Genomic DNA, 12,422 nt, shown 5'->3' with positions numbered 1-12,422 from the left:
GCCACCAGCGAAGTTCACTCAGAAAAACTGGAGAACATCATGGTTCATCAGCACTACGGTACACAGACAGTAAACCGCGGCGCAGTTCAGCCGGGGATGCTCGTCAAACACAAAGACTCAACCTGGACGGCATCAGCTAACGCTCGCGGACGTTTGTATCTGCATCGCGGCGTGGAGATGACTTACACCAAGGATTTGCTGGTTGAAGTTTATCTGAACGGTCTGGGGCATGGACTCAGCCACTAGCGGAGGATGTCATGTTAGACAAGAAATGCGGTTACTGCGGCAAGCCGGTTAAACCGGAAGAAGTAATCAAAAGCACCCTTCTCTATCGCAACGGCTCACAGCTGGCGCGCAAAGAGAAAGAGTATTGCTCCAGACGTTGCGCTTCGCACGACCAGATGGCGCACGAAGGCTAAATAGCAGTCCAGAAATATGAAATTAAAAATTCGCCATTAGTTTGGCGTGGATTCTTACACCCTGAATAAACCAACAGGAATAATTTATGCGAATCGTAAAAGTCGAATTAAATCTGAAAGCAGTAAATAAAGAAATCGCATTATTCAACTGCGAAAAGAAAGTGTCTGGCGTTATTCACTCAGCCCAAAACGGTGAAACAACCGTAGTTCTCGATGGCGGCTATGTGTTCGGTCAGTTCGATTGCCCTCACTGTGCAGTAACAGCTATTTCACTGCTTGCGGTTCAGGTAAACGATGGCGATAAGGCCGGGTTTGGTAACTACCGCAGCTACAAACTCGATTACTCAGAAAGAGTTTTCATCACCGTTCATTAAGAAAACGCCCACCGAAGCGGGCGTGCCCTGTCCGGTCCAACCGACCAAAGCGTACCGGACATAACAACCTGATATATCGGGGTGCTGTTAAGGCACATCCATTCTACACGAATCGAGGATAAAGTAATGAGTGGAACTAATCCTGTATTTTTAGTCCGCAGAGCAAAAAAACAATCCGGTAATAAAGATGCGGTGCTCTGGTGCAGCGATGATTTTGAGGCTGTAAATGCAACGCTGGATTATTTGTTGATTAAAACCGGCGCAAAGCTGAAAGATTATTTTAAAGCTGTGTCCACTAATTTCCCTGTCGTTAACGAATTGCCTCCAGAAGGTGAACTCAGCTTAACATTTTGTGATTTCTACCGCCTCCGCGACGACAACATGACATGGGAACAAATCCCCAGCGTTACGTTGCCCTCTTCTGATGCCGCCGCCGAAGCACGTCAGCATATCGTTAACGGCGTGGATACCAAAACCGGCGAAATCCTGGAGGAAAGCGCAGGTGCTGTTGACAGCAAGAGCACAGGCAATACTTCGACGCCTGCTCTCACTGTTATCGCCACCATGCCTTTCCGTCATCGCGTACTGGCTCAGTTCATCGGTGATGGTAAATATCTCTATCACGTCGATGCCGCGCAGAAAATAGAAATCGTTGGCCTCGAAATGGATACTGATGAATCGTACATCCAGAACCTGCTGCTGGCTGCTGAAAACGTAGAACCATTTAAGAAAGCACAGGAGATCGATATCCACAGAGTGGTGAATGCCGTTAAGAAAGCGTTCCCTGTAGATGGAAAAATCCCTGAACTCGCGACCTTAATTCAATTTTTGAAATTGTGGTTCGCTACGGATCATATTGACCGCGGTATCCTTGTTCGCGAATGGGCTGCAGGTAATCGCATCAGTAGCGTGCAGCGTACTGATTCCGGCACCAATGCCGACGGCGGTTACGTCACTGACCGTGGCGAGGACGCACACCACACGCTGGATACACTGGATTTAGAGATTACCTGCGCCCTTCTGCCGATGGACTTCAACCACTTCGAAATTCCGGGCAGCATTCTTCGTCGCGCTAAAGAAATCGTGACCAAAAAAGAGGAACCGTGGAAATCATGGAGCAGCATTCTGCGCAATCAGCCTGGCGTTCTTGGCGTTAACCGCACGGCTATTTTTAACCTGGTACGTATCGCGCCGGAAAATATTCATCTAACTCCTGTCGCTCACCTGGAATTTGTTAACCAGACCATGACTGCAGCGTTTAATTCCGCGATCGAGTTATTGCCATTGCATGAAGCCGAACCCGCAACACAGGGAATACCCCAACCTGAAAGTAAGGAGCCTCCGCGCAAATCCTTCTGCACTCACGAAGATAACCTGCAACGCGTGCGTGAAGAAGGAGCACGCCACCGCGCAGAGGAAGCGACAGCACAACCGCAGAAAGTCGAACAAGAACTGGTTAAAAATGTCGGCAACGGAATATTCGACGTTACGGCTTTGCTGCAGAACTCAGCAACTCATGGCACAAAAAAGGCTACGGAGACCACCAGCAATGTGCAGGTTCAAGAAACTGTCAGTGATGAAAAACAGGCTGGTGATGCGCTGCATACAGGCAAGAGCAGTCTGGAAACTGGTGAAGAGTCAGATACCGGCCAGCAGGCCGATGTAAACCAGAATACGGATTCTGTTAGCCAAAACAGCGATTCTGTAAACCAAACCGAACCAGTTTCGGCACAAACCGAGCCAGAAGCGCAATCTGACGAACCAGCTGTAGTTTACCCCGCTTTCTTCGAGCCTGGCCGCTATGAAGGCCTGCCTAACGAGGTTTATCACGCAGCCAACGGTATCAGCTCTACCCAGGTGAAAGACGCACGTGTGTCGCTGATGTACTTCAATGCGCGCCACATCGAGAAGACCATCACGAAAGAGCGCTCTCCGGTTCTGGATATGGGCAACCTGGTGCATGCGCTGGCGCTGCAACCAGAGCAGCTCGATGAAGAATTTAGCGTTGAACCCATAATTCCGGAAGGCGCATTTACCACCACGGCAACGATCCGCGCGTTTATTGATGAGTACAACGCCAGCCTGCCAGCGCTGCTGAGTGCAGACGATATCAAAGCTTTACTCGAGGAATACAACGCCACTCTGCCTGCACAGGTGCCGCTGGGTGGTTCAGCCGAGGAAACCGGCCAGAGCTATATGTCGCTGCCCGAAGAGTACCAGCGTATCGAAGCGGATCAGAAGCAGACCGCAGCGGCAATGAAAGCCTGCATCAAGGAATACAACGCCACTCTGCCTGCACAGGTGAAAACCAGTGGTAGCCGTGACGCGTTACTCGAGCAGCTGGCAATCATCAATCCTGACCTGGTTGCACAGGAAGCGCAGAAACTGGCGCCGCTGAAAGTATCCGGTACCAAAGCGGATCTGATTCAGGCCGTGAAGTCTGTTAATCCGGAAGCCGTCTTCGCCGACGAACTGTTGGATGCGTGGCGCGAGAATCCGCATGGGAAAGTGCTGGTCACCCGCCAGCAACTGAGCACTGCACTGAACATTCAGAAAGCCCTGCTCCGGCACCCGACCGCGGGCAAGCTACTGACACACCCGGGCCGCGCAGTAGAAGTCAGCTACTTTGGCTTCGACGACGAAACCGGTCTGGAAGTCCGTGTGCGCCCGGATCTGGAAATCGACCTTGACGGGGTGCGCATCGGCGCCGACCTGAAAACCATCAGCATGTGGAACATTAAGCAGGAAGGCCTGCGCGCCAAACTGCACCGCGAAATCATCGACCGTGACTACCACCTGAGCGCGGCAATGTATTGCGAGACCGCAGCACTGGACCAGTTCTTCTGGATTTTCGTCAACAAAGACGAGAACTACCACTGGATCGCCATCATCGAGGCATCCGCCGAACTACTGGAGCTGGGCATGCTTGAGTACCGCAAATCAATGCGCGCCATCGCTACCGGCTTTGACACTGGCGAATGGCCAGCGCCGATCACCGCTGATTACACCGACGAACTGAACGACTTCGACCTGCGCCGCCTTGAAGCGCTGCGTCTGGCTTAATGGAGGATTTGACCATGCAAAATACCAACATCATTACGACCGAGCAGGCACCAAACACCATTTCCGCCAGCAACGCTGTGTTCAACGTGCAGGCACTCGGCCAGCTTAGCTCTTTCGCTGAATTGATGGCGCAGTCTGCAGTCACCGTCCCCAAACACCTGGCGGGGAAACCCGCCGACTGTATGGCTATCGTCATGCAGGCTATGCAGTGGGGAATGAACCCATATGCGGTTGCCCAGAAAACGCACCTGGTGAATGGCGTTCTGGGTTACGAAGCGCAGCTGGTTAACGCAGTAATCTCCAGCTCCAGCGCCATTGTTGGTCGCTTCCATTACGAATACGGCGGTGACTGGGAGAAGATCGCCGGCAAAAAAGACGGCCGCGATGAATTAGGCCTGTTTATCAGGGTCGGTGCCGTACTGCGAGGCGAAGATGAAATTACCTGGGGTGAGCCAATCTACCTTGCAGATATCACCACACGTAACTCGCCACTGTGGAAAACAGCGCCGAAGCAGCAGATCGCTTATCTGGCAGTGAAGTACTGGGCTCGCCTGTACTGCCCAGAAGTCATCCTCGGCGTCTACAGTCCAGATGACGTTGAGCCACGCACTGAGAAAGAGATTAACCCAGCACCGAAACACGTTAACCTGGCTGATATCTCAGGTGACACCGTCACAACCACGCAAAGCGCGCAGGAATCACCGGCAAATATCGACTCACTGGCTGATGAGTTCCGCGAACGCATCGATGCTGCGCAGGATGTAGACAGCGCCAAAACGGTCCGGGCTGATATCGAAAGTGCAAAGACCACGCTCGGTTCCGCCCTGTTCACCGAGCTGAAGAATAAGGCAGTGAAACGCTACTACCTGGTTGATTCACGCAACAAGGTTGAGGCCGCAATCAACTCCCTGCCGTCTCCGGACGAACCGGATGCAGCAACGCGTTTCGGGGAAGTTGAGCGAGTTCTTGCAACTGCAAAACGTCACCTGGGCGACGAGCTGCACGATCAGTTCAGCATCACCCTAGCAGATATGAAACCGGAATACGTGGGCTAAGGGAGGCGGGAGGGTTTGCCCTCCCGGTAACAACATGGCGAAATTACAGAATGAAGAGCTAAAAATCGTCGCAGTGGTTCAGTTCAACAGTGGCGAAGCATTGGTGTTAAACCGCCCGCTCAATTTTATCTACGACGAGATTGGCAGGGATTTAATTGGCAGCGACGGTCCATTTAAGCGTCCACTCCTGTATTCACCAGCAAGTTCGGCATTCAAAGCGTTTGCTGGGAGCGAGATGACGCTAAATATGCGGGATGGAAGCCAAAGAAAAGTTAAAGATCACTGGTGGTCAGGCTGCCTACCTGGGCACCGAGACGTAACCGCATGCGACCAGGCATCGCTCCAGAAGTGTTACGTATTTTTCGGCGGCATGGCTATAACGCCTGGTGATTTTCAGGCCCTCCGTGAATCCTACACGGGCTGCGTTTACCCGTATTGGGAGTACGAAAAAATCATTAAGTACGACGATGTGCGGAGGGATTTATATCGCAGGCTCCACCACGAGGAGAAGCGCGTTAAGTCGCTAATCAGGGAAGTTAAAAGGCTGCACGCGGCATCACAGATGAAAGGAGTCGAACAATGAGCCTGAAACACAGATTGCCCGAAATCGAAGCCACTATCGATCCAGCAGCGTTGCGCGTTGCAGCTGATGAGTATTCCGACCTGCTGCTGACGATGTGCCTGTGCATGAAGATCGCCGGGCCGACCCGGGCGAACGTCCGCGCCTGCGCCGTTGAGCTGAAGAAGCGCCTGACGACCTGGCACAGCCAGAAAGAGCTTGCCGCCATCATGTCAAGTTGGGATCCGGTTGGCTATGTGCTGGGACTGCGGCGGGAGGCGAACGATAACGCACGCGCCGCCGGTGACCCTATTGATGTGTTTGTGTGAGGTGGGTATGCGACTAATTAACCGAGGCAATCAGCAATCCCCGTTAGCACGTCAGGCATGCGACATCGCGCTGGCCACTCATCACGAACGCTATGGCGACTACGGGCGCAGCAAGATGAAGGAGACATACACTGTGAGAGTTGAAGGCGTGAAGGTATGGGTTGAGGTGGTTAACCGTAAGGCAAGCTACGTGGCCACGGCTATGACTGGTATGCGCCGGCTGCGTGCGCTGCCGGGACAATGTAATTAAGAGGTAATATATGGATAACGCATTGCAGGCAGACGCTATTTTAATAACAAATGAAGTTTTGTCCCGGTATAAGATATCGCGCAGCACACTGTATTTCTGGAGCACTCCGTCCAGGATGCCATCCTACTTTACTCAGCCATTTCCGAAACCGAGAATAAATGGCAGTCCCAAACGATGGAGAATGTCAGACTTGCTGGCATGGGAGGAAAACGTAGGCATTAAACCAGAGGCTGACCAATCAGTTTTTCCAGATGATCCTGCCATACTGCGAGCCAATGCCGCTGATCATCCAGGTAATCATGTAGGTTATACCGCGCCATAACGCCTGACATATGATGACCCAACAGTTTTTCTACTACGTGTGGTGGCGCGCCTAATTCGGATAGGCGCGTCGCAACCGTTCTTCTCAGGTCGTGAAGCGACCACGTTTTCATTCCATTTTTTGCAATTATCTGGGTTGAAAACATAGCAACATTTGGCTGAAGAGGTGGCCGGTCATCTTCTGGTCCTTTATATCGTGACAGCGTGACGACATGATTTGAGAGAGACGTTTCCTTTTCCTCTTTCATCATTCTAACTACAGCTTCAGGAAGAGCCCTTCTTACGGTCTTTCCGGTTTTATAATCACTTGCCGGAATTGTCCACGTATGTTCGTTGAAATCGAACCATTCCCATTTAGCTGTCCTGATCTCTGTGCTACGGCAACCGGTCATGATGAGGAACTTCATAATCAGCTGTTGCCTTTCTTTTAGTTCTGGCAGCGTATTCCAGACGGTTTTGATTTCATCATCACTTAATTTTCTGTCCCTTACCGCGGCGGCTAAACCGACGTCAGACCGTCTCAGGCTTTCGATGGGGTTAACGCTAATCACCCCACGGTTAGAACAAAAACGAAAGGTACGTTGCATCAAACCCAGCATTTGCCCAGTAACAACTCGCCTTCCCATACCATCAAAAAGGCTAAGCCAGTGCGCCTTGGTTGTCTGATCAACAATCATGTTCCCGAGAACCGGATTGATGTGGTTCTCGAAATCACGTCGATTAACTTTTATTTTTACCAGGCCTTCAGGGATACAGTAATACTTCTCCCAGTAATCGAAGGCATCCCTGACGGTTATTGCATCAATCTTTTTCTGTTTTTCAAGCACCGCCTGGCGCCTCGGATCGAACCCCTCAGTCAGCCATGCCCTGAATTGCTGCCTTCGCTCTCTTGCCTGAGATAAAGATATGGACGGATAATCGCCGATCGTCAGCTGAACGGCCTTCCCGTTCCATCTGTAGCGGTAAAAAAATGTTATACTGCCGGAAGTGGACAACCGGATATTAAGCCCGTGAGCATCTGAGATAACTTCGATCTTGTCTCTTTTCTTGCCAAGAGCTTTTCTTAATTTTGTATCGGTAAGCAATGTGTACACTCCGGGAGAGGATATACACACCAGTGTACACATTTTACGTAAATTGATAACCTTCGAATTAAAACGAAATAAACCAATTTAAAGCGCTAGTAGGCAGTGAAGGCACACCAGCACTGGAAAATTTAAAAAGACATAAAGCATGTTCAACAAAATTAAATCGAGTACATATGCCCTACGATAGCGTATATAGCGAAAAGCGCCCGCCCGGTACGCTACGCACCGCATGGCGTAATTTTTATGGCGATGCTTCCGCGATGGTGGGTCTGTACGGTTGTGCGGGACTGGTCATTCTGTGTGTGTTTGGTGGCTGGTTTGCCCCTTACGGCATCGATCAGCAATTTCTTGGCTACCAACTGTTGCCCCCGTCCTGGTCGCGCTATGGCGAAGTGTCATTCTTCCTCGGAACCGACGATCTCGGTCGCGACGTATTAAGCCGTCTGCTCAGCGGCGCGGCCCCTACTGTAGGTGGTGCGTTTGTCGTTACCCTCGCCGCCACACTCTGCGGTCTGTTGCTGGGCGTGGTTGCCGGGGCAACACACGGACTACGCTCAGCGGTACTGAACCATATTCTGGATACCCTGCTGTCAATTCCATCGCTACTGCTGGCCATTATTGTGGTGGCTTTTGCCGGGCCACATCTGACGCATGCGATGTTCGCCGTCTGGCTGGCTTTACTGCCGCGTATGGTGCGCTCTGTCTACAGCATGGTGCATGACGAGCTGGAAAAAGAGTATGTCATTGCCGCTCGTCTGGATGGCGCGAGCACGCTCAATATCCTGTGGTTTGCGATTCTGCCGAATATCACTGCCGGTCTTATCACTGAAATCACCCGAGCACTGTCAATGGCAATTCTGGATATCGCCGCCCTGGGCTTCCTTGATCTCGGCGCGCAACTGCCATCCCCAGAATGGGGAGCCATGCTCGGCGATGCGCTGGAGTTGATCTATGTTGCGCCATGGACAGTCATGCTGCCCGGAGCGGCAATTATGATAAGTGTGCTGCTGGTAAACCTGTTAGGTGACGGCGTGCGCCGCGCGATTATTGCGGGGGTGGAATAATGCCATTACTGGATATCCGCAACCTGACTATCGAGTTCAGGACCGGTGACGACTGGGTGAAAGCGGTTGATCGCGTCAGCATGACGCTAAACGAAGGTGAGATCCGCGGACTGGTCGGCGAATCGGGTTCAGGTAAAAGTTTGATTGCTAAGGCCATCTGCGGCGTCGCCAAAGATAACTGGCGCGTTACCGCGGACCGCATGCGTTTTGATGATATCGACCTGTTGCGCCTTTCCGCCCGCGAGCGACGTAAGCTGGTCGGCCATAACGTGTCCATGATCTTCCAGGAGCCACAGTCTTGTCTGGATCCGTCCGAACGTATTGGACGTCAACTGATGCAAAACATTCCCGCCTGGACATACAAGGGGCGCTGGTGGCAACGTATTGGCTGGCGCAAACGCCGCGCGATTGAACTGCTGCACCGCGTCGGGATAAAAGATCATAAAGATGCAATGCGCAGTTTCCCTTATGAGCTGACCGACGGTGAGTGCCAGAAGGTAATGATCGCCATCGCACTGGCAAACCAACCTCGTCTGCTGATTGCAGATGAACCCACCAATGCAATGGAACCCACAACACAGGCGCAAATTTTTCGTCTACTGACCCGACTGAATCAAAACAGCAATACCACCATTTTGTTGATCAGCCATGACCTGCAAATGCTCAGCCAATGGGCAGACAAAATCAACGTAATGTACTGCGGACAAACGGTGGAAACCGCGCCCAGTAAAGATTTGGTGACGATACCCCATCACCCTTATACGCAAGCGCTGATTCGCGCCATTCCTGATTTTGGTAGCGCAATGCCGCATAAAAGCCGCCTGAATACCATGCCCGGAGCAATTCCGTTGTTAGAACAATTGCCCATCGGCTGTCGTCTGGGGCCGCGTTGCCCTTATGCGCAGCGCGAATGCATTGAAACCCCAAGACTGACCGGAGCAAAGAATCATCTCTACGCCTGTCATTTCCCCCTGAACATGGAGAGAGAGTGAGATGGTAGAAACCCTGCTCGAAGTTCGCAATTTGAGTAAAACCTTTCGCTACCGGACGGGATTATTTCGCCGCCAGACCGTCGAAGCCGTTAAACCGCTGAGCTTTACGCTGCGTGAGCGTCAAACGCTCGCCATTATTGGCGAGAACGGCTCAGGCAAGTCCACGCTGGCAAAAATGCTGGCTGGGATGGTTGAGCCGAGCAGCGGCGAACTACTGATTGACGATCATCCGCTAAAATATGGCGATTATTCATTTCGTAGTCAGCGTATTCGCATGATTTTCCAGGATCCGTCCACGTCGCTTAACCCGCGCCAACGTATTTCGCAAATCCTCGATTTTCCGTTACGCCTGAATACCGATCTGGAGCCTGAACAGCGCCGTAAACAGATTGTGGAAACCATGCGTATGGTGGGTCTGCTACCCGATCATGTTAGCTACTATCCGCATATGCTTGCACCAGGGCAAAAACAACGCCTGGGACTTGCCCGTGCGCTGATTTTGCGCCCCAAAGTGATTATCGCCGACGAAGCGCTAGCCTCTCTGGATATGTCGATGCGGTCGCAGCTCATCAACCTGATGCTGGAATTACAGGAAAAACAGGGGATTTCGTATATCTATGTGACCCAACACATTGGGATGATGAAACACATCAGCGACCAGGTATTAGTCATGCATCAGGGCGAAGTTGTCGAGCGCGGCAGTACGGCGGATGTGCTGGCCTCTCCGCTACATGAGCTGACTCGTCGTCTTATCGCAGGGCATTTTGGCGAGGCGCTTACTGCCGATGCCTGGCGGAAAGACCGTTAATGAGATAATAGCCCACCGGGACGGGAGGGCTATCCGTTCAGTCATCAGTGACAAAGCCGGGGCAAGAGTAGCGCGTCAACCTCAGAGAACGTGACTGACGGGAAAATTTCCCCCTGCATTGCCCAAACGCCGGCGGTGCAGACCGCCTCGATAAGATGGGTCGTATCTACCCCCTCAACCACAACACGGTCGCAATACCCCCTGATATTTTTAATCAACACCGGGAATATTGTTTTTTCTATCTGTGACAGAAAGAAGTCGCGATCCATTTTCACAACGTCAAAACGGCCGCACACCAGCGGACTCGCGCCAATACTGCCAGAGCCGAGATCGCCCAGCCACAACGCGTTTGGGCCATCACTCAGCGAATTAATGAGCAGATTGTTCAGGCAAACTGTATTCGACAGAAAGCGTTCTGAAAGTTCCAGCGCAATAAAGGGCATGGAATGTAAAGCCGACTTAATGACAGGATCACCGATGGCTAATAGCGCCATTTCATCAACAAGGCTTAGCGTACAGAGCAGATTATTGTTCTCGAACCAATCACGCTTTTCTGCAATTAACCGAATTTGCTCAAGCATGAAATTACGTTTTTGTTCGCTACTCCATGCCGAAATAATGGAATCTGCATGTAACGGATGAACCGTCTCAGAAGCGAAGCGGGCGAGCATCTCAACACCCAGCAACTTATCTGTTGTGTCTCTCATCGGTTCCGCGATGAAATGATAGTACATAAGACCACTCCAATTGATCATAACGTACTGATAATGCACTTCTAATCATAATCAATCAATAATATCGATCAATGAATCGATATTGATCGATAAAAACAATATATCATAACTAAATGAATATGGTCATATTTTTTGTTTTAAGAATGTTCTTACATTGATATGTGTTAAAACATCGACTAGAGGTCAGATCATACCATTTTAACCCTCTGACGCCTTGTATTTTCAACTTATCCCCCAGCTCTTCTCTGGTTGGATGAGGCAGAACCTGGGGGGAGTGATATACTCCTCACGTGCAATGAATAGTGACAGGCCACCAGGTGCTGACAACCCTTCCCTGCCCACTGAAACGCCGTTTACTGCTGCTCCCCGACGGGTGAATAGCAGAGAAAGATCGTGACACAAGGGGCAAAGAGTGGGATATAATTTCACACCAATTTCGAGTGACCTTGAAATTGCAATCATAACTCATTGATTGCTAAAAAAATAAGTAATGACTATAAGGATTAAAGCTATGGGTTTTCTTTCCGGTAAGCGCATTCTGGTGACCGGTCTTGCCAGTAAACTGTCCATCGCCTACGGTATCGCTCAGGCGATGCACCGCGAAGGCGCTGAACTGGCGTTCACCTACCAGAACGACAAACTGAAAGGCCGCGTGGAAGAATTTGCCGCTCAACTGGGTTCCAACATCGTACTGCAGTGTGATGTGGCTGAAGACGCCAGCATCGACACCATGTTCGCTGAACTGGGCAAAGTCTGGCCGAAATTCGACGGTTTCGTACACTCCATCGGTTTCGCTCCTGCTGACCAGCTGGATGGCGACTACGTGAATGCGGTCACCCGCGAAGGCTTTAAAATTGCTCATGACATCAGCGCGTACAGCTTTGTTGCAATGGCAAAAGCATGCCGTTCCATGCTGAACCCGGGTTCTGCTCTGTTGACGCTGTCCTACCTGGGTGCAGAGCGCGCAATTCCGAACTACAACGTAATGGGTCTGGCGAAAGCCTCTCTGGAAGCCAACGTTCGTTATATGGCTAACGCGATGGGTCCTGAAGGCGTACGTGTGAACGCAATCTCCGCCGGTCCAATCCGTACTCTGGCGGCTTCCGGTATCAAAGATTTCCGTAAAATGCTGGCACATTGCGAAGCGGTTACGCCGATTCGTCGTACCGTTACCATTGAAGATGTGGGCAACTCTGCGGCATTCCTGTGCTCAGACCTGTCCGCCGGTATCTCCGGTGAAGTCGTTCACGTTGACGGCGGCTTCAGCATCGCCGCAATGAACGAACTGGAACTGAAATAATCCTTCAGACTTCCTCTATGGGCGACGCTCCGTCGCCCATTATTTTCCTCTCCCTTTTCCCTCGCC

The 12,422-nt window shown here is 51.4% G+C and carries 13 protein-coding genes and 1 pseudogene; 12 read left to right on the top strand and 2 right to left on the bottom strand.

The window, feature by feature from the left end; translation table 11 throughout:
- Positions 1-39 precede the first annotated feature (39 nt).
- From ACLJXE_RS11550 to ACLJXE_RS11515, 8 genes and pseudogenes are all read left to right on the top strand, one after another.
- A complete protein-coding gene (locus tag ACLJXE_RS11550) occupies positions 40-246 on the top strand; it encodes a hypothetical protein (protein ID WP_001568763.1) in 207 nt (68 codons plus the stop codon).
- 11 nt (positions 247-257) lie between these two features.
- On the top strand, positions 258-419 hold the full coding sequence (locus tag ACLJXE_RS11545; protein ID WP_061360104.1) for a YdaE family protein: 162 nt from the start codon (positions 258-260) through the stop codon (positions 417-419).
- Positions 420-440: 21 nt separating this feature from the next.
- Positions 441-793: pseudogene (locus tag ACLJXE_RS11540) on the top strand (DNA breaking-rejoining protein).
- Between the two features lie 126 nt (positions 794-919).
- Positions 920-3,856, top strand: a complete 2,937-nt coding sequence (locus tag ACLJXE_RS11535) for a RecE family exodeoxyribonuclease (protein ID WP_410750906.1) — start codon at positions 920-922, stop codon at positions 3,854-3,856.
- Positions 3,857-3,870: 14 nt separating this feature from the next.
- Positions 3,871-4,911, top strand: a complete 1,041-nt coding sequence (locus tag ACLJXE_RS11530; protein ID WP_410750905.1) for a RecT family recombinase — start codon at positions 3,871-3,873, stop codon at positions 4,909-4,911.
- Positions 4,912-4,945: 34 nt separating this feature from the next.
- Positions 4,946-5,494, top strand: coding sequence for a hypothetical protein (locus ACLJXE_RS11525; protein ID WP_410750904.1), 549 nt, complete (start codon positions 4,946-4,948; stop codon positions 5,492-5,494).
- Positions 5,491-5,799 carry a hypothetical protein gene (locus ACLJXE_RS11520; protein ID WP_410750903.1) on the top strand — a complete coding sequence of 103 codons (309 nt, stop codon included), beginning with the start codon at positions 5,491-5,493 and terminating at the stop codon, positions 5,797-5,799. Before ACLJXE_RS11525 ends, ACLJXE_RS11520 begins: the two co-directional genes overlap by 4 nt.
- 7 nt (positions 5,800-5,806) lie before the next feature.
- Positions 5,807-6,049 carry a DUF4060 family protein gene (locus ACLJXE_RS11515; protein WP_216144117.1) on the top strand — a complete coding sequence of 81 codons (243 nt, stop codon included), beginning with the start codon at positions 5,807-5,809 and terminating at the stop codon, positions 6,047-6,049.
- Positions 6,050-6,267: 218 nt separating this feature from the next.
- Here ACLJXE_RS11515 and ACLJXE_RS11510 read toward each other — a convergent pair whose 3' ends face one another.
- Positions 6,268-7,497, bottom strand: a complete 1,230-nt coding sequence (locus tag ACLJXE_RS11510) for a tyrosine-type recombinase/integrase (protein WP_052463782.1) — start codon at positions 7,495-7,497, stop codon at positions 6,268-6,270.
- A gap of 134 nt (positions 7,498-7,631) precedes the next feature.
- Here ACLJXE_RS11510 and sapC point away from each other — a divergent pair, with 134 nt between their 5' ends.
- Genes sapC through sapF form a run of 3 tightly spaced genes read left to right on the top strand, consistent with a single transcriptional unit; the run spans position 7,632 to position 10,322 of the window.
- Complete coding sequence (gene sapC / locus ACLJXE_RS11505) at positions 7,632-8,522, top strand: peptide ABC transporter permease SapC (protein WP_005126480.1); 891 nt, start codon at positions 7,632-7,634, stop codon at positions 8,520-8,522.
- Positions 8,522-9,514, top strand: coding sequence for a peptide ABC transporter ATP-binding protein SapD (sapD, locus tag ACLJXE_RS11500; RefSeq protein WP_003020556.1), 993 nt, complete (start codon positions 8,522-8,524; stop codon positions 9,512-9,514). The genes sapC and sapD overlap by 1 nt, the downstream gene beginning before the upstream one ends.
- 1 nt (position 9,515) lies before the next feature.
- Positions 9,516-10,322 (top strand): peptide ABC transporter ATP-binding protein SapF, encoded by an 807-nt coding sequence (gene sapF / locus ACLJXE_RS11495; RefSeq protein WP_005126478.1) that lies wholly within the window; start codon positions 9,516-9,518, stop codon positions 10,320-10,322.
- A gap of 44 nt (positions 10,323-10,366) precedes the next feature.
- On the opposite strand, the gene ACLJXE_RS11490 is transcribed toward sapF, so the two are convergent.
- Positions 10,367-11,056, bottom strand: a complete 690-nt coding sequence (locus tag ACLJXE_RS11490) for an EAL domain-containing protein (protein WP_410750902.1) — start codon at positions 11,054-11,056, stop codon at positions 10,367-10,369.
- A gap of 511 nt (positions 11,057-11,567) precedes the next feature.
- Between ACLJXE_RS11490 and fabI the strand changes: the two genes are divergently transcribed.
- A complete protein-coding gene (gene fabI, locus ACLJXE_RS11485) occupies positions 11,568-12,356 on the top strand; it encodes an enoyl-ACP reductase FabI (RefSeq protein ID WP_005126472.1) in 789 nt (262 codons plus the stop codon).
- Positions 12,357-12,422 lie beyond the last annotated feature (66 nt).

Source organism: Citrobacter sp. U14242 (assembly GCF_046555775.1).
GTDB lineage: Bacteria > Pseudomonadota > Gammaproteobacteria > Enterobacterales > Enterobacteriaceae > Citrobacter.
This window is presented reverse-complemented; position numbering and strand designations above follow the sequence as displayed.

Excerpts from the sequence above, each read along its gene's own strand:
- ACLJXE_RS11550 (WP_001568763.1), top strand. The coding sequence starts at position 40 with ATGGTTCATCAGCACTACGGTACACAGACAGTAAACCGCGGCGCAGTT.
- ACLJXE_RS11545 (WP_061360104.1), top strand. The coding sequence starts at position 258 with ATGTTAGACAAGAAATGCGGTTACTGCGGCAAGCCGGTTAAACCGGAA.
- ACLJXE_RS11535 (WP_410750906.1), top strand. The coding sequence starts at position 920 with ATGAGTGGAACTAATCCTGTATTTTTAGTCCGCAGAGCAAAAAAACAA.
- ACLJXE_RS11530 (WP_410750905.1), top strand. The coding sequence starts at position 3,871 with ATGCAAAATACCAACATCATTACGACCGAGCAGGCACCAAACACCATT.
- ACLJXE_RS11525 (WP_410750904.1), top strand. The coding sequence starts at position 4,946 with ATGGCGAAATTACAGAATGAAGAGCTAAAAATCGTCGCAGTGGTTCAG.
- ACLJXE_RS11520 (WP_410750903.1), top strand. The coding sequence starts at position 5,491 with ATGAGCCTGAAACACAGATTGCCCGAAATCGAAGCCACTATCGATCCA.
- ACLJXE_RS11515 (WP_216144117.1), top strand. The coding sequence starts at position 5,807 with ATGCGACTAATTAACCGAGGCAATCAGCAATCCCCGTTAGCACGTCAG.
- ACLJXE_RS11510 (WP_052463782.1), bottom strand. The coding sequence starts at position 7,497 with ATGTGTACACTGGTGTGTATATCCTCTCCCGGAGTGTACACATTGCTT.
- sapC (WP_005126480.1), top strand. The coding sequence starts at position 7,632 with ATGCCCTACGATAGCGTATATAGCGAAAAGCGCCCGCCCGGTACGCTA.
- sapD (WP_003020556.1), top strand. The coding sequence starts at position 8,522 with ATGCCATTACTGGATATCCGCAACCTGACTATCGAGTTCAGGACCGGT.
- sapF (WP_005126478.1), top strand. The coding sequence starts at position 9,516 with ATGGTAGAAACCCTGCTCGAAGTTCGCAATTTGAGTAAAACCTTTCGC.
- ACLJXE_RS11490 (WP_410750902.1), bottom strand. The coding sequence starts at position 11,056 with ATGTACTATCATTTCATCGCGGAACCGATGAGAGACACAACAGATAAG.
- fabI (WP_005126472.1), top strand. The coding sequence starts at position 11,568 with ATGGGTTTTCTTTCCGGTAAGCGCATTCTGGTGACCGGTCTTGCCAGT.